The 14,651-nt window shown below is 69.6% G+C and carries 21 protein-coding genes; 4 read left to right on the top strand and 17 right to left on the bottom strand.

Going from position 1 to position 14,651, the window contains the following annotated elements; genetic code table 11:
- The first annotated feature begins 77 nt into the window (after positions 1-77).
- Entirely contained in the window at positions 78-368 is a 291-nt protein-coding gene (locus ACFQRI_RS09980) for a hypothetical protein (RefSeq protein WP_380666917.1), read from the top strand.
- 2 nt (positions 369-370) lie between these two features.
- Positions 371-1,393: a WXG100 family type VII secretion target gene (locus ACFQRI_RS09975; protein WP_380666915.1), complete on the top strand. Its 1,023-nt coding sequence runs from the start codon at positions 371-373 to the stop codon at positions 1,391-1,393.
- A 16-nt stretch (positions 1,394-1,409) separates the two neighbouring features.
- Here the strand turns inward: ACFQRI_RS09975 and truA are convergent, their stop codons facing one another.
- The 8 genes from truA to infA form a co-directional block, all read right to left on the bottom strand.
- Entirely contained in the window at positions 1,410-2,297 is an 888-nt protein-coding gene (truA, locus tag ACFQRI_RS09970) for a tRNA pseudouridine(38-40) synthase TruA (protein WP_380666913.1), read from the bottom strand.
- Positions 2,298-2,314: 17 nt separating this feature from the next.
- Positions 2,315-2,848 carry a 50S ribosomal protein L17 gene (rplQ, locus tag ACFQRI_RS09965; protein ID WP_380666911.1) on the bottom strand — a complete coding sequence of 178 codons (534 nt, stop codon included), beginning with the start codon at positions 2,846-2,848 and terminating at the stop codon, positions 2,315-2,317.
- A gap of 50 nt (positions 2,849-2,898) precedes the next feature.
- Positions 2,899-3,990: a DNA-directed RNA polymerase subunit alpha gene (locus tag ACFQRI_RS09960; protein ID WP_380666909.1), complete on the bottom strand. Its 1,092-nt coding sequence runs from the start codon at positions 3,988-3,990 to the stop codon at positions 2,899-2,901.
- Positions 3,991-4,132: 142 nt separating this feature from the next.
- Entirely contained in the window at positions 4,133-4,738 is a 606-nt protein-coding gene (gene rpsD, locus ACFQRI_RS09955) for a 30S ribosomal protein S4 (RefSeq protein ID WP_380666907.1), read from the bottom strand.
- A gap of 26 nt (positions 4,739-4,764) precedes the next feature.
- Positions 4,765-5,169, bottom strand: a complete 405-nt coding sequence (gene rpsK / locus ACFQRI_RS09950; protein WP_380666905.1) for a 30S ribosomal protein S11 — start codon at positions 5,167-5,169, stop codon at positions 4,765-4,767.
- Positions 5,170-5,194: 25 nt separating this feature from the next.
- Positions 5,195-5,575, bottom strand: coding sequence for a 30S ribosomal protein S13 (gene rpsM / locus ACFQRI_RS09945; RefSeq protein ID WP_380666903.1), 381 nt, complete (start codon positions 5,573-5,575; stop codon positions 5,195-5,197).
- Positions 5,576-5,742: 167 nt separating this feature from the next.
- On the bottom strand, positions 5,743-5,856 hold the full coding sequence (rpmJ, locus tag ACFQRI_RS09940) for a 50S ribosomal protein L36 (protein ID WP_093414693.1): 114 nt from the start codon (positions 5,854-5,856) through the stop codon (positions 5,743-5,745).
- A 54-nt stretch (positions 5,857-5,910) separates the two neighbouring features.
- Positions 5,911-6,132, bottom strand: a complete 222-nt coding sequence (infA, locus tag ACFQRI_RS09935; protein WP_009948665.1) for a translation initiation factor IF-1 — start codon at positions 6,130-6,132, stop codon at positions 5,911-5,913.
- Between the two features lie 421 nt (positions 6,133-6,553).
- Here infA and ACFQRI_RS09930 point away from each other — a divergent pair, with 421 nt between their 5' ends.
- Positions 6,554-7,195, top strand: coding sequence for a class I SAM-dependent methyltransferase (locus ACFQRI_RS09930; protein WP_380666900.1), 642 nt, complete (start codon positions 6,554-6,556; stop codon positions 7,193-7,195).
- 156 nt (positions 7,196-7,351) lie between these two features.
- On the top strand, positions 7,352-7,948 hold the full coding sequence (locus ACFQRI_RS09925; protein WP_380666898.1) for a class I SAM-dependent methyltransferase: 597 nt from the start codon (positions 7,352-7,354) through the stop codon (positions 7,946-7,948).
- A gap of 54 nt (positions 7,949-8,002) precedes the next feature.
- Here ACFQRI_RS09925 and map read toward each other — a convergent pair whose 3' ends face one another.
- From map to rpsE, 9 genes are all read right to left on the bottom strand, one after another.
- Positions 8,003-8,791 (bottom strand): type I methionyl aminopeptidase, encoded by a 789-nt coding sequence (gene map, locus ACFQRI_RS09920; protein WP_380666896.1) that lies wholly within the window; start codon positions 8,789-8,791, stop codon positions 8,003-8,005.
- 100 nt (positions 8,792-8,891) lie between these two features.
- A complete protein-coding gene (locus ACFQRI_RS09915; RefSeq protein ID WP_380666894.1) occupies positions 8,892-9,446 on the bottom strand; it encodes an adenylate kinase in 555 nt (184 codons plus the stop codon).
- A gap of 184 nt (positions 9,447-9,630) precedes the next feature.
- The gene (secY, locus tag ACFQRI_RS09910) at positions 9,631-10,944 is read right to left on the bottom strand and encodes a preprotein translocase subunit SecY (RefSeq protein ID WP_380666892.1); all 1,314 of its coding nucleotides are present in this window, start codon (positions 10,942-10,944) and stop codon (positions 9,631-9,633) included.
- Between the two features lie 319 nt (positions 10,945-11,263).
- Entirely contained in the window at positions 11,264-11,860 is a 597-nt protein-coding gene (locus ACFQRI_RS09905) for a hypothetical protein (RefSeq protein WP_380666890.1), read from the bottom strand.
- Positions 11,861-11,880: 20 nt separating this feature from the next.
- A complete protein-coding gene (locus ACFQRI_RS09900; RefSeq protein ID WP_380666888.1) occupies positions 11,881-12,495 on the bottom strand; it encodes a hypothetical protein in 615 nt (204 codons plus the stop codon).
- 11 nt (positions 12,496-12,506) lie between these two features.
- The gene (locus ACFQRI_RS09895; protein WP_380666886.1) at positions 12,507-13,001 is read right to left on the bottom strand and encodes a hypothetical protein; all 495 of its coding nucleotides are present in this window, start codon (positions 12,999-13,001) and stop codon (positions 12,507-12,509) included.
- 380 nt (positions 13,002-13,381) lie between these two features.
- Positions 13,382-13,831, bottom strand: a complete 450-nt coding sequence (rplO, locus tag ACFQRI_RS09890; RefSeq protein WP_380666884.1) for a 50S ribosomal protein L15 — start codon at positions 13,829-13,831, stop codon at positions 13,382-13,384.
- A 1-nt stretch (position 13,832) separates the two neighbouring features.
- On the bottom strand, positions 13,833-14,015 hold the full coding sequence (gene rpmD / locus ACFQRI_RS09885; protein ID WP_380666882.1) for a 50S ribosomal protein L30: 183 nt from the start codon (positions 14,013-14,015) through the stop codon (positions 13,833-13,835).
- Positions 14,016-14,020: 5 nt separating this feature from the next.
- Complete coding sequence (rpsE, locus tag ACFQRI_RS09880; protein ID WP_380666880.1) at positions 14,021-14,632, bottom strand: 30S ribosomal protein S5; 612 nt, start codon at positions 14,630-14,632, stop codon at positions 14,021-14,023.
- Between the last annotated feature and the right edge of the window lie 19 nt (positions 14,633-14,651).

The raw sequence follows: 14,651 nt of genomic DNA, 5'->3' as shown, positions 1-14,651 counted from the left end.
ATGAGCGAACCGCCCGCAGCCGGGGTTGGCTGCGGGCGGTTCGTCGTTTCACCGGGACAACCTGGAGGTGCTTGGCGATGCGGGGAATCCGGGTCGACCTCGACCGGCTCGCGGACTACGCGCGGCAGGTCCGCGCGGCGGGCGAGGACATCGCCGCGACCGCGGACCGCGACGTGCACGTGGCGCCGGAGGCGTTCGGCGAGCTGGGGCGCGGAGCGGCCGACTCGTACGAGCGGCTGCGCGCGGCGCTGCTGGAGCGGCGCGATCGCGCGGCCGAAGCGCTGACCGAGGCGGGCGACGGGCTGCGCGCGGTCGTCGACTTCCACGCCGGCGACGACGCCGGGAACCTGCGCGGACAGGAGGTCTGACGATGACGCGGGAACACCACGAGCTCACCGAGGACCTCGCCGCGCTGACGCGGGCGGCCGACGCGCTGGAGGTGTCGCACGCGATCCCGTCCGATGCCGAGCAGCTGCTCGGGCGGCAGCACGACCTGCGCACCGCCGCCGAGAGCTGGCGCGAGCTCGCCGATTCCGCGGAGCAGGCCTCGGGCGAGCTCTCCGGCAAGCTCGGCGGCATCGACGCGGCGTGGGACGGCGAGGACGCGGACGCCTTCCTCGCGCACGCGCGCGAGCTCGGGTCGTCCGGCAACGAGCTGGCCGACGCCATGCGCGCGCTGGCCGAGGCGCTGGAGCACACCGCCGAAGCGCTGCGGGTGCAGACCCGCGACCTGCGGGAGCTGGTGGCCGACGCGGTCGAGGAGGTGCGCGAGGCCGACCCCGAGCGGGCCCGCGAGCGGCTGCTGGAGCTCACCGAGCCGGTGAACGACGTGCTCGACGCGGTCCGGGCGTCCTACCGCGAGCTGGCCCACCGCTGCGACGAGCTCGGCGGCGAGCCGCAGGCACCGGCCGACTCGCCCGCGGCACCACCGGGATCGGGCGCACCGACCTCTGGAACCCCGGCCGCCCCGGGAACCTCGATCGCCCCGGAAGCCCCCGCCGCTCCCGGTGGGGAGCAGCCCGTGGCGCCCGGTGGGACTTCGAGCGCGGCCGAGCCGTCCGAGGGCGACGGGGCTGCCGCCGCGGCCGGCGGTGTTGCCGGGGCCGCCGTGGGCGCCGCCGGGGCCGGTGTCGCCGGGGGCATGATGCCGATGGGCATGATGGGCGGGATGCTCGGCCGCCAGGGCGCCCGAGCGCAGGAGCGCAGCAACGAGTCGCGGATCAAGAACGATCCCGAGGAGCTGTTCGGCGCTCCGCCGGACGCCGCGCCCGCGGTGTTCGGCGAACCCGAGGAGGACTCGCCGGATCCCGCGCCGAAGATCGAGGTGCCCTCGACGCTGCAGCCCGGAGAGCCCAAGCCCTCCATCGAGGACACCCTCAGCCCGAAGAACTGACCGGGCAGGCCCCGCCTCAGGCGCTGCCGAGGTCGCGCACCGCTCGCGCCTGGTCGGCTCGGGTGGCCAGCTGCTCGGCCGGCGGGTAGTCGATGGCCTGGAGGGTCAGGCCGTGCGGCGGGGCCACGGCCGTGGTGCGGACCTCGGAGCTCAGCAGCTCCTGGGGCCAGTCCGCTCGCCTGCGGCCATCGCCGACCATCAGCAGCGTGCCCACCAGGCTGCGCACCATCGAGTGGCAGAAGGCGTCGGCCGAGACCTCGGCGACGATCAGGTGCTCGGCCTCCCGGGTCCAGGTGAACGACTGCAGCTCGCGGATCGTGGTGGCGCCCTCGCGCGGCTTGCAGTACGCCGCGAAGTCGTTGAGCCCCAGCAGTTCCCGGGCCGCGGCGTTGAGCGCGCCGGTGTCCAGCGGCCGGTTCCAGGCCAGGGTGTCCCTGCGGCGCAGCGGATCCACGCCCCACGGGGCGTCGGAGACCTGGTAGCGGTAGTGGCGGCGCAGCGCCGAGAAGCGCGCGTCGAAGCCCGCCGGCGCCCGCTCCGCGCCGCGCACCCGGACGTCCGGCGGCAGGATCCGGTTCCAGCGGTGCACCATCCGGTCCAGATCCGGGATGCCTTCGGAATCGACCCGCAGGCGGCCCGGTTGCGCCGGGTCCAGCGGCTCCACGTCGAAGTGCACGACCTGTCCCGCCGCGTGCACGCCGGAGTCCGTGCGGCCGGCCACCACGACCGAGCGCGGCACCCGCCTGCCCGGCGGCTGCTTGGCCAGGGCGTCCTCGAAAAGGCCCTGCACCGTGCGCTGGCCGGGCTGCTTGGCCCAGCCGGCGAAGTCCGTGCCGTCGTAGGACAGCTCGGCGCGCACGCGAACGAGCCCGCCCTCCCCAGCGGGAGCAGCGGGCTCGTTCACGACTTCACCGGCCAAGATCAGGACTCGTCGTCCTTCTTCTCGGCAGCGTTGTCCGCAGCGGCGGTGTCCTCCGCGGTCGCCTCGGCGGCCTCGGTGGTCTCCTCCGCGGCCTCGTCGGCCTCGGGCTCCTCGGCCTTCGGCTCGTCCTTGGCGAACTTGGTGCCGCGAGCGGCCTCCGCCTCGGCGGTGGCGGTCTTCTCCTCCACCAGCGCGACGACGGCCATCTTCGCGTTGTCACCCTTGCGCGGCATCGTCTTGACGATGCGGGTGTAACCGCCGTTGCGGTCGGCGAAGAACGGACCGATCTCCTCGAAGAGCTTGTGCACGACGTCCTTGTCGCGGATGGTCTTCATGACCTCGCGACGGTTGTGCAGGTCGCCCTTCTTGGCCTTGGTGATCAGCCGCTCGGCGATCGGCCGCAGCCGCTTCGCCTTCGCCTCGGTGGTGGTGATCCGACCGTGCTCGAACAGCGAGGTGGCCAGGTTGGCCAGGATCAGCCGCTCGTGCGACGGGGACCCGCCGAGACGCGGACCCTTGGTCGGGGTGGGCATCGGTTGCTCCTCTCAAGGGCGCGCCGGTGAACCCCGGACGCGCAACACAGCTACAGCTGCTCTGTCTCCGCGTAGTCCTGACCGTCGTCGAAGCCGTTGTCCTCGACCGAGCCGAACGAACCCAGGGTGGTCTCCTCGCCGTCCTCGTCGGCGGACCAGCCCTCGGCCGGGTACTCGGCCGCCGCGGCCGACGGGTCGAACCCGGGCGGGCTGTCCTTGAGGGCGAGCCCCAGCCCGGCCAGCTTCATCTTGACCTCGTCGATGGACTTCGCACCGAAGTTGCGAATGTCCAGCAGGTCGGCCTCGCTGCGCGAAACCAGCTCGCCGACGGTGTGAATGCCCTCCCGCTTGAGGCAGTTGTAGGAGCGCACCGTCAGGTCGAGGTCCTCGATCGGCATCGCGTAGGCCGCGATGGTGTCGGCCTCCGCCGGCGACGGGCCGATCTCGATGCCCTCGGCATCGACGTTGAGCTCGCGGGCGAGCCCGAACAGCTCGACGAGGGTCCGGCCGGCCGACGCCACCGCATCGCGCGGGGTGATGGACGGCTTGGTCTCCACGTCGAGGACCAGCTTGTCGAAGTCGGTGCGCTGCTCGACACGAGTCGCCTCGACCTTGTAGGTCACCTTCAGGACGGGCGAGTAGATCGAGTCGACCGGGATCCGGCCGATCTCGGCGCCGGCCTGCTTGTTCTGCATCGCAGGGACGTAGCCACGACCACGCTCGACGACGAGCTCGATCTCCAGCTTGCCCTTCGCGTTCAGCGTGGCGATGTGCAGATCCGGGTTGTGCACGGTCACACCGGCGGGCGGCACGATGTCCGCCGCGGTGACCTCACCGGGGCCCTGCTTGCGCAGGTACATCGTGACCGGCTCGTCCTCCTCGGAGGACACGACCAGTTCCTTGATGTTGAGGATGACGTCGGTGACGTCCTCCTTCACGCCCTGGATCGTGGTGAACTCGTGCAGCACACCGTCGATGCGCAGGCTGGTGACCGCCGCCCCCGGGATCGAGGAGAGCAGGGTACGACGCAGCGAGTTGCCGAGGGTGTAGCCGAAGCCCGGCTCCAGCGGTTCGATGACGAACCGGGAACGGGTCTCCGACACCGCCTCCTCGGACAGCGTGGGTCGCTGGGAGATGAGCACTTCGTAATCCTTTCCTCACGGCGCCCGCTATTTGACGCCGATGGAACGGCATGCCCGCTCGAAGCGGGCCGGTGACGGATTCCTGCACCGCCACCGTGGGCTGCGACCGCCGGCGACCGCGTCGGGCCGCCGGCGGAACGCGTCACTTCGAGTAGAGCTCGACGATGAGCTGCTCGGTGACCGGGGTGTCGATCTGCGCGCGCTCCGGGAGCTGGTGCACCAGGATCCGCAGGTTCGAGGGCACGACCTGGAGCCAGGCCGGGACGGGCCGCTCGCCCAGGGTCTCCTTGGCGATCAGGAACGGCGTCGTGCCCAGCGACTTCGGCTTGACGTCGATGATGTCCCACTTCGAGACCTGGAAGCTGGGGACGTTCACCCGCTTGCCGTTGACCGTGAAGTGGCCGTGGCTGACGAGCTGACGCGCCATCCGGCGGGTGCGGGCCAGGCCGGCGCGGTACACGACGTTGTCCAGCCGGCTCTCCAGCAGCTGCAGCAGGTTCTCACCCGTCTTGCCGGAGCGGCGGTTGGCTTCCTCGTAGTACGCGCGGAACTGGCGCTCGAGCACGCCGTAGGTGTACCGGGCCTTCTGCTTCTCCTGGAGCTGCAGCAGGTACTCGGTTTCCTTGATGCGCGCGCGACCGTGCTGCCCCGGCGGGTACGGGCGACGCTCGAATGCCTGGTCGCCGCCGACGAGGTCGACCTTCAGCCGGCGGGACTTGCGGGTCGCGGGACCGGTGTAACGAGCCATTGGTGTTGTCTACTCCTTCCCGCGGCTCAGACCCGACGACGCTTCGGCGGGCGGCAGCCGTTGTGCGGCTGCGGGGTGACGTCCTGGATGGTGCCCACCTCGAGGCCGGCGGCCTGCAGCGAGCGGATCGCCGTCTCCCGGCCCGAGCCCGGGCCCTTGACGAAGACGTCGACCTTCTTCATGCCGTGCTCGGCGGCCTTGCGGGCCGCGTTCTCGGCGGCCATCTGCGCGGCGAACGGGGTGGATTTGCGGGAGCCCTTGAACCCGACGTGGCCCGCGGAGGCCCAGCTGATCGCCGCACCCGTGGGGTCGGTGATCGAAACGATGGTGTTGTTGAACGTGCTCTTGATGTGAGCCTGCCCGTGGGCGACGTTCTTCTTCTCCTTGCGCCGCACCTTCTTCACGGCGCCAGCGCGAGACTTGGGTGGCATAGCTTCAGGTGTCTCCTAGTGAGGCTTACTTCCGTCCGGCCTTCTTCTTGCCGGCGACCGTCTTCTTCGGCCCCTTGCGGGTACGGGCGTTGGTCTTGGTCCGCTGCCCGTTCAGCGGCAGGTGCTTGCGGTGCCGCAGGCCGTCGTAGCAGCCGATCTCGATCTTCCGGCGGATGTCGGCCTGAACCTCACGGCGGAGGTCACCCTCGACCCGGTAGTTCTCCTCGATGTAGTCGCGCAGCTTGGTCAGCTGGTCGTCATCGAGGTCGCGCGGCTTGAGGTCGGCCGAGATCCCGGTGCCGGAGAGGATCTCCTTGGCCCGGGTCCGACCGACTCCGTAGATGTAGGTGAGCGCGATCTCCATGCGCTTCTCGCGCGGGAGGTCGACTCCAACGAGCCGTGCCATGTCGGCTCCTTCTCCTTCACTCGGTCCAGGTCTGCTCCCGCACCGCCCCCGCACGTGCGTGCGGAGCCCCGGCCTGGCCCGGGGGTCTCACCGGTTCACGTTCGAACCGGCAGGCTGCGGGAGTTCTTCTCATCGCTGTGCGCTGCTGCGACCCAAGTGGTCCGCGCTCAGCCCTGGCGCTGCTTGTGCCGGGCGTTGTCGCAGATCACCAGGACTCGTCCGTGACGACGAATGACCTGGCACTTGTCGCAGATCTTCTTCACACTCGGTTGGACCTTCACGGTCGTGCTCTCCTGCTCGGACGCGTGTCCGGGTCGCCCCGGACACCGTGGAGGTCACTTGTAGCGGTAGACGATGCGCCCACGGGAAAGGTCGTACGGCGAGAGCTCCACCACGACCCGGTCCTCGGGCAGGATGCGGATGTAGTGCTGACGCATCTTGCCACTGATGTGTGCGAGGACCTTGTGGCCGTTTTCCAACTCGACACGGAACATCGCGTTGGGAAGCGGCTCGATCACTCGACCCTCGACCTCAATGGCCCCGTCCTTCTTGCCCATGTCCTCCGCGTTTCGTGACGGTGACGGTTTGCGGGATCTCGCGACCCCTGCCGCGGACGCCGGAGGACCCGGCGACCACGACCGGCACACGTCCGGCCCGGCACGAAATACCGATGTTCATCCGCAGCGGATAGGCTGGAAAGAGCCACCCGGACGGATCACCCAGGCACAACGAACCGGCGCCACTCGTGCGCCGATATTCCATAGTACGCGGAGCCCATTGGCCGCTCCACATCGGGGCAGCTCAAGCGGCGTCCGAGCACGCTCGGCGACGGGGCGAGCACCGTCCGGTCGTCTTGATCGGTCATCTCGCACGCCTGTGCGGCGGCTTGCGGAGGTGTTCGCCCCCTCACTAGTTTCGATCACACGCTCGACAGCGCGGTCGAGGACGTTCACCACCGGGGAGCAGACGAGGAGCAGCGTGACACGTTCCACCGCATCGCGGCTCGCGGAGGCCGCCCAGTCGGCCGTGGGCAGGCTCGACGAGTACCGCACCTTCCTGCACAGCGCGCTGCTGCACCCCCGCGAGGTGGGTGCCGCGACGCCGACCACCTCCGCGGTGGCCGCCACCGTCGGGCAGGTCGTGCCCACCACCGGCGCCCCGGTGGTGGTCGAGCTCGGCCCCGGCACCGGTTCGCTCAGCGACGGCATCCACGCCCGGCTGCCCGAGGGCGCCCGGCACGTCGGCATCGAGCTGGGCGGCGAGCTGGTCGAGCACCTGCGCACCCGCAAGCCCTGGCTGGAGGTCGTGCACGGCGACGCGGGCGACCTGTCCGCGCTGCTGGACAAGCTGCACATCGACGCCCCCGACGCGATCATCAGCAGCATCCCGTGGTCGCTGCTGCCGCCGGACGCCCAGGAGCACACCCTCCGGCAGGCCGCCGAGGCGCTGCCGCCGCACGGGGTGTTCACCGCGCTCACCTACCTGCCCGCGGAGCGCAGCGCCGGCGGGCGGCACTTCCGCGAACTGCTGGAGAGCACCTTCGACGAGGTCCTCACCACCACGACCTGGCGCTGCGTGCCGCCGATCCTGCACTACATCTGCCGCAGACCGCTCGTCTGACCTGGGCGGCAACCCCCTCAGCTGAGGGGGTTGCCAGGCGCGACGTTCGGGGTATCCCCGGCGAAAGCCCTTTATCACCTGCACGGATGCTGCTGCGCGGGCCGGATCGCGGACCAGTTACGGTCAGCCCGTCAGTCCGGAGGGCAGGGAGAAGCCGTGAGCAAGTCGCAGGAATACCTGACGTTCGTGCACCGGGCGGTGCGTTCGCCGTCCACGGTGGGAGCGGTGCTGCCCACCTCGCGGTACGTGGCGACCGCGGTCGCCGACCTGGTGCCGGCGCAGGAACCCTGCACGGTGCTCGAACTGGGTCCGGGAACGGGTGCGCTCAGCGGACCGCTGCACCGCCGGATCGCGCCGGGCTCGCGCCACCTCGCCCTGGAGATCGACCCCCAGCTGGTGAACTACCTGCGGGAGACCAAGCCCTGGCTGGAGGTCGTCCAGGGCGACGCGCACCACCTGCGCAAGATCCTCGCCGACCTGGGCATCGACCGGGTCGACGCGGTGATCAGCAGCATCCCGTGGACCCTGCTCCCCCCGGACCGGCAGCGCGCCCTGCTCGCCGAGGCCGCCTCGATGATGACCGACTCCGCCGTGTTCACCACGGTCACCTACCTGACGACGCTGTGGCGGGAGCAGACCAAGGCCTTCGTCAGCGCCCTGGAGGACACCTTCGACGAGGTCCTCCCGCGCAGCGCCGTGTGGCGCAACGTGCCGCCGGCCCGCATCTACGCCTGCCGCCGCCCGAAGAGCTGACCGGGCGGTCGCGCCGGGAACCGCGCGGGCTGGCCGCACGCCCCGGCGGGACCGTCATTCGGCCTTGGTCAGGACCCAGGGGCCGTCTTCGGTGATGGCCACCGTGTGCTCCCAGTGCGCAGCGCGCGAGCCGTCCGCGGTGACCACGGTCCACGCGTCGTCGAGCTCCTCGGTGTCGGCCGCGCCCAGGGTGAGCATCGGCTCCACCGCGATGGCCATGCCGACCCGCAGCTTCGGGCCCCGGCCCGGCTTGCCGAGGTTGGGCAGGAACGGCTCCATGTGCATCTGGGTGCCGATGCCGTGGCCGCCGTACTCGGCGATGATGCCGTAGTCCCGGCCGTCGGCGGCGGCAGCGGCCAGCGCCGCCTGCTCGACCGCGTGCGAGATGTCGGTGAGCTTGTTGCCCGCGCGCACCTGCTCGATGCCCGCCCACATCGAGGCCTCGGTTGCCGCCGACAGCGCCCGGTCGGCCGCGCTGACCTCGCCGATGGCCAGGGTCACCGCGGAGTCGCCGTGCCAACCGTCCAGGATCGCGCCGCAGTCCACCGACAGCAGGTCGCCCTCGGCGAGGACCTCCTGGCGCGAGGGGATGCCGTGCACGACCCGCTCGTTGACCGAGGCGCAGATGGAGGCCGGGAACCCGTGGTAGCCCTTGAACGAGGGCACCGCGCCCGCGTCGCGGATGACCTGCTCGGCCACCGCGTCCAGCTCGCCGGTGCTCGCGCCCGGCACCGCCTTCTCGGCCACCGCGGCCAGCGCCCGAGCCACGACCAGACCGGAGGCGCGCATCGCCTCGATCTCACCGCGCGACTTGAGCTCGATGCCCTTCCCCCGACGCAACACGGCACTCACCTTCGAAAGTATTTCGCGGTACGGCCGGGTCCCGCCCGGCACTGAACAAAAGTACCGGCCGGCCACCGAAGTGACCGGCCGGACGCGCACCTCACGCCTGGTTGCGCAGCGCTTCCATCGCGCGGGAGCTGATCTCCTCGACGCTGCCGACCGCGTCGATCTTGATGATCTTGCCCTGGTAGTACTCCAGCAGCGGCGCGGTCTCCGACTGGTAGACCGCCAGCCTGCGCCGGATGACGTCCTCGGTGTCGTCCGAGCGGCCGCGCTCGAGCATGCGCTTGACCAGCTCCTCCTCCGGGACGTCGAACTGCATGACGGCGGTGAGCTCCATGCCCTTCTCGCCGAGCATTCCGCTGAGCACGTCGGCCTGCGCGGTGTTGCGAGGGTAGCCGTCGAGCAGGAAGCCCTTGGCCGCGTCGTCGTCATCGAGGCGGTCGCGCACCATCTCGTTGGTGACCTCGTCCGGCACCAGTTCACCGGCATCCATGTAGCTCTTGGCCTTCTGCCCCAGAGCCGTCTGGTTGCCGATGTTCGCGCGGAACAGATCGCCGGTGGAGATGTGCGGCACGCCGAGCTTCTCGCTCAGCACCGCCGCCTGGGTGCCCTTGCCCGCACCGGGCGGACCGACGAGAACCAATCGCACCAAGGGTCTGCCTCCGAATCATCGCCATCGCGCGCCACTTGCTGACGAGCTGCGCACCACCCGTCCTCCCGGCCAGCGCGGTCAATTCAGACTACGCATGGGCTACGCCCGGGTGAACACGGCCGTACGGTACCGGTTACACACGCCACTCCGGGTGTGCCGCAGGGCACACCCGGAGTGCTCGAGTTTACCGGAGGAAGCCCTCGTACTTGCGCTGAGTGAGCTGACTCTCGATTTGCTTCACGGTGTCCAGGCCGACGTTGACCATGATCAGCACCGCCGTGCCGCCGAACGGGAAGTTCTGGTTCCCGCCCTGACCGCCGGTCAGGCCCAGGAAGAACATCGGCAGGATCGCCACGATGCCCAGGTACAACGAGCCGGGCAGGGTGATCCGGGAGAGCACGTAGCTGAGGTACTCGGCGGTCGGCCGCCCCGGGCGGATGCCCGGGATGAAGCCGCCGAACTTCTTCATGTCGTCCGCCCGCTCCTCCGGGTTGAACGTGATCGACACGTAGAAGTAGGCGAAGAAGATGATCAGCAGCATGTACAGCAGGATGTGCACCCAGCTGGACGGATCGACGATGTAGGTCTGCAGGAACCGCGACCACCAGGTGTCGTTCTGCCCGGCCAGCTGGCCGATCAGCTGAGGCAGGTACAGCAGCGAGGAGCCGAAGATGACCGGGATGACGCCCGCCTGGTTGACCTTCAGCGGCAGGTAGGTCGAGGTCCCGCCGTACATCCGGCGGCCGATCATGCGCTTGGCGTACTGCACCGGGATCCGGCGCTGGGCCTGCTCGATGAACACCACCGTCGCGATGATCGCGACCGCGAAGACGCAGACCATGGCGAAGACCAGGCCGCCGTGGCTCTTGAGGATGTTGCCGCCCTCGGCGGGGATCCGGGAAGCGATCGAGACGAAGATCAGCAGCGACATGCCGTTGCCGATCCCGCGCTCGGTGATCAGCTCACCCATCCACATCAGGATCGCCGCACCGGCGGTCATGACCACAACGATGGTGATCAGGTTCAGCACCGAGTCGTCCGGGATCGGCGAGACCGTGCAGCCCTGGAACAGCTGTCCCCGAACCGCCAGCGCCACGATGCCGGTGCCCTGCAGGATCGCCAGCGCGATGGTCAGGTACCGGGTGTACTGGGTCAGCTTGGCCTGGCCGGACTGGCCTTCCTTCTTCAGCTGCTCGAAGCGCGGGATGACCACCTGCAGCAGCTGGATGATGATGCTCGCGGTGATGTAGGGCATGATGCCCAGCGACAACACCGACAACTGCAGCAGCGCACCGCCGCTGAAGAGCGTGAGCAGCGAGTAGACGCTTTCGGAGCCGCTGCCTTGGATCTGCTGGATGCACTGCTGGATGTTGGGGTAGCTCACGCCGGGCGACGGGATCGTCGCGCCCACGCGGTAGAGCACCACCATTCCCAGAGTGAACAGGATCTTGCGGCGCAGGTCCGGCGTTGCCAGAGCCGAGCGGAAGGCGCCGAGCACGCGAACCTCCTGTACGCGAGCCGGTCGGAACCGGCCGGGAAGACATCGGCCGGCTTCCATCAGCCGGCGCGGCGGGAAACTCCAGTAGCGGTGCCGCCCCTCCCCGAGCGGGGAAGCCACGGCACTACTGCGCGACTTTAGCAGGCGGGAAACCGGATACGGACAGCGACCGATCCTTCACGACGATCAACGTTTCGCAACGTCCGACCAAGCTGCGGCAACCGCGCACGAGCGAACGCGGTTGCCGTTTTTCCCACGCTGACCTGCGACTCCGCCGCCCCGCGCGGGTCGAACCCGCCAGCGGCGCGGCGATGCGGGATCAGCCGCAGTTCGCCTGCTGCTCCTCCTCGGTCATCGGGCGCGTCGACTGCGTGACGGTGCCGCCCTGATCGTCGGCCGGACCGTAGGCCTCGAAGCCGTTCACGTACCAGATGTAGTGGTCGTGGAACTCGTCCGGGAAGTGCATTTCGTAGCTGCCCTTGACCTTCTGCATCTTCGCGCCGTGGTAGACCCGCCCGACCTCGCCCGGCCGGACCTCGATGAAGGTGGTCTGCGACTCCGTGTGCTCGGAGCGCCACGCGTGGCCGTAGGTGGCCTCGAAGGTCACCTTGAACACCTCGCCGAAGCCCGCCGACATGGACATGCCGACGCTGTTGCTCTCCGCGGTGCCGTCCGACCAGGAGACGTTCATCAGCTGCTGCCGATCCGTGCAGTTGTAGACCGGCGCGCCGACCGGCTCGGAGGTGTTCTGGTAGTGCTCCGGCTCGCCCTCCGGGTGGAACTCGCAGACGTCGGTGCCGTTGTCGCACTTCTCCAGCAGCTCGCGAACGGTCGGCTCGTCCGCGGCGGACGCGGGCGGGGCCAGCAGCAAGACGGCCCCGAGCGCCGACGCGCAGGTCGCGGCGATGCGCTTCATCGCGGGAGTCCTCTCGGTCGTCACGGGCAGGCGTCCAGTTCTTCCCGGGTCATGTCCCGCGCGTGCTGGCTGACCGCCGACGACGGTTCCGGAGCCGGGCCGGTTACCTCGAAGTCGTGCACGTACCAGATGTAGTGGTCGTGGAACTCGTCCGGGAAGTGCAGCTCGTAGGTCCCGCGGACGCGCTGCATCTGCGCCGCCCGCTCCACCCAGCCGACCTGGTGCGAACCGGTCGTGACGAAGGTCGTCTGCGACTCGGTGTGCGACTCCTCCCAGGTGTGCTCGTAGTTCTGCTCGTAGGAGACCGCGAAGACCTTGCCGAAGCCGGCTTCGGTGGTCATCGACAAGCCGACGCTGTTGCTCTGCGACGTGGTGTCCGACCAGGCGACCGAGGACCGCTGGGGGCCCGGGGTGCAGTTGTAGACCGGGTCGCCGACCTGCTCGGCGTCGGCGGTGAAGTACTCCGGCTCGCCCTCCGGGTGGAACTCGCAGACGTCGGTGCCGTTGTCGCACTTCTCCAGCAGCTCGCGGACGGTGGGTCCGTCGTCGGCGGTGGCGGTTCCGGTCGCGGGCAGGATCATCGCGCCGGCCACGCTCGCCGAGGCGAGCAGGGCGCGGACGGGTCGGGTGCGCATGTTCCGCTCCTTCAGCTCAGGCCGACCGACTCGGTGCGGTCGTTCATGAGGTCACCGACGTGGGAGGTGTTCTCCTTGAACGGCCCGTCCCGATCACCGCCGAGGTCGGGCTCGGGGTACAGCCAGATCCAGCAGTTGCCCCACGGCTGCACCGAGGTCACGACGTCCTTCCAGCCGTCGGGCAGGTTGATCTGGAAGTTGACGACGCCGTCCTTCTCGCACAGCTCGGAGCCGTAGACGGTGAAGCTGCCGCCGCTGAAGTTCTCGCCGTCGAACAACGTCGCCTGGATGACGTCGCCGCCGGCCGCGCGCGACCGCGACTGGTGGGTCGCCTCCGCGAAGCTGCCGTAGCACTTGGTCGCGCCGGTGCTGTAGAAGAAGCTGCAGTGCCGCGGCGGCTTCGGCGCCGCGGCGGACGTGCTCGCCATGGCCGTGCCCGGGATCGCCGCGGCCAGCAGGGCGACGATCGCCAACACGGCGCCCCGCCCCTCGTGCCGTACTCGCATGTGCCGTCGCTCCTCTGCGTTCCTCCAGTTCACGCCGCCCCAGGTGGGGCGGCCCGGATGAATCTAGGAACGGCGGGACGACCGCGACACAGACGAAGGCGGGCAAATGGTGCAGACCTTTGCCTGAAACCTCCCGGAGCAGGGTGCTCGACCGGCCGGATGCGCGGGAGCTGGGCTCAGCGGGGGGATCCGGGAAACCTGGAAAAAACCAGGTCAGCCATGCAATGAACACTAGCGGAAAGCGGTGAACCGGTCACGTGGTCCGGGCCGTGCACGATCGGTTCAGCCCGGGATCCGGGCGCGCGGATCCCGGGCCGCGAAAGACCGAGGGCCGGCCTACCCGATGGGTAGACCGGCCCTCGTGGTGCGAAGCTCTCGCCTCAGCGCTCCAGCTTGGTGGCCGAGCCGCCTGCGGCGGTGATCTTCTCCTGGGCGGAGCCGGTGAACGCGTGCGCGCTCACGTCCAGCTTGACGCCCTCGAGGTCCCCGTCGCCGAGGATCTTCACCAGCTCGTTCTTCTTGACCAGGCCCTTGGCGACCAGCTCGTCGATGCCGACGGTGCCGCCCTCCGGGAACGCCTCGGCCAGCTTGCCGATGTTCACACCCTGGTACTCGGTGCGGAAGCGGTTCTTGAAGCCGCGGAGCTTCGGGAGCCGCATCTGGATCGGCATCTGCCCACCCTCGAAACGAGGGGAGACGGTCTTGCGGGCCTTGGTGCCCTTGGTACCGCGGCCGGCGGTCTTGCCCTTGGAGCCCTCACCGCGGCCGACGCGGATCTTGTCCTTGTTGGAACCAGGGGCCGGACGCAGGTCGTGCAGTTTGATGACCATGTCAGTCGACCTCCTCGACCGTCACCAGGTGGGAAACGGTCTTGATCATGCCGCGGACGTTGGAGTCATCCGGACGCGTCACGGACTGACGGATCTTGCGGAGCCCCAGGGTGCGCATGGTGTCGCGCTGGTTCTGACGAGTGCCGACCAGACCACGCACCTGGGTGATCTTCAGCTGAGCCATGTCGATCAGACCCCCGTCCCGGCAGCGCGCGCACGCAGCATGAACGCCGGAGCGACGTCCTCCAGCGGCAGGCCGCGGCGAGCCGCGACCTCCTCCGGCCGCTGCAGCTGCTTCAGCGCATCGACCGTGGCGTGCACGATGTTGATCGGGTTGTCCGAGCCCAGCGACTTGCTCAGCACGTCGTGGACGCCGGCGCACTCCAGCACCGCGCGCACCGGGCCACCGGCGATGACACCGGTACCGGCGCTGGCCGGGCGCAGCAGGACGATGCCCGCGGCGTCCTCGCCCTGAGCCGGGTGCGTGATGGTGCCGCCCAGGCGCGGGACGCGGAAGAAGTTCTTCTTCGCCTCCTCGACGCCCTTGGCGATCGCGGCCGGAACTTCCTTGGCCTTGCCGTAGCCGACACCGACCATGCCGTCACCGTCGCCGACGACGACCAGGGCGGTGAAGCTGAAGCGCCGACCACCCTTGACGACCTTCGCGACGCGGTTGATGGTCACAACACGCTCGAACTGCGGGGTCTTTTCTTGGGCCGCCCCGCCACGGCCGCCGTCGCGGCGGTCCCGGCGGTCCTTGCCGCCGGACTCCCCGCCTTCACGCCGAGTGCGTCCAGGCATCAGGCGTCCCTTCCGTTCT

This window comes from Saccharopolyspora griseoalba, from assembly GCF_042665275.1.
In the GTDB taxonomy this organism is placed as follows: domain Bacteria; phylum Actinomycetota; class Actinomycetes; order Mycobacteriales; family Pseudonocardiaceae; genus Saccharopolyspora; species Saccharopolyspora griseoalba.
Note: the sequence above shows the minus strand (reverse complement) of the source record. Positions and strands in the feature narration are given on the sequence as shown.

Coding starts and splice junctions, on each gene's coding strand:
- ACFQRI_RS09895 (WP_380666886.1), bottom strand. CDS start 13,001: ATGCGAGTACGGCACGAGGGGCGGGGCGCCGTGTTGGCGATCGTCGCC.
- rpsM (WP_380666903.1), bottom strand. CDS start 5,575: ATGGCACGGCTCGTTGGAGTCGACCTCCCGCGCGAGAAGCGCATGGAG.
- ACFQRI_RS09905 (WP_380666890.1), bottom strand. CDS start 11,860: ATGAAGCGCATCGCCGCGACCTGCGCGTCGGCGCTCGGGGCCGTCTTG.
- rpsE (WP_380666880.1), bottom strand. CDS start 14,632: ATGCCTGGACGCACTCGGCGTGAAGGCGGGGAGTCCGGCGGCAAGGAC.
- rpsK (WP_380666905.1), bottom strand. CDS start 5,169: ATGCCACCCAAGTCTCGCGCTGGCGCCGTGAAGAAGGTGCGGCGCAAG.
- infA (WP_009948665.1), bottom strand. CDS start 6,132: ATGGGCAAGAAGGACGGGGCCATTGAGGTCGAGGGTCGAGTGATCGAG.
- ACFQRI_RS09900 (WP_380666888.1), bottom strand. CDS start 12,495: ATGCGCACCCGACCCGTCCGCGCCCTGCTCGCCTCGGCGAGCGTGGCC.
- rplO (WP_380666884.1), bottom strand. CDS start 13,831: ATGGTCATCAAACTGCACGACCTGCGTCCGGCCCCTGGTTCCAACAAG.
- ACFQRI_RS09975 (WP_380666915.1), top strand. CDS start 371: ATGACGCGGGAACACCACGAGCTCACCGAGGACCTCGCCGCGCTGACG.
- ACFQRI_RS09980 (WP_380666917.1), top strand. CDS start 78: ATGCGGGGAATCCGGGTCGACCTCGACCGGCTCGCGGACTACGCGCGG.
- rpmD (WP_380666882.1), bottom strand. CDS start 14,015: ATGGCTCAGCTGAAGATCACCCAGGTGCGTGGTCTGGTCGGCACTCGT.
- rpsD (WP_380666907.1), bottom strand. CDS start 4,738: ATGGCTCGTTACACCGGTCCCGCGACCCGCAAGTCCCGCCGGCTGAAG.
- rplQ (WP_380666911.1), bottom strand. CDS start 2,848: ATGCCCACCCCGACCAAGGGTCCGCGTCTCGGCGGGTCCCCGTCGCAC.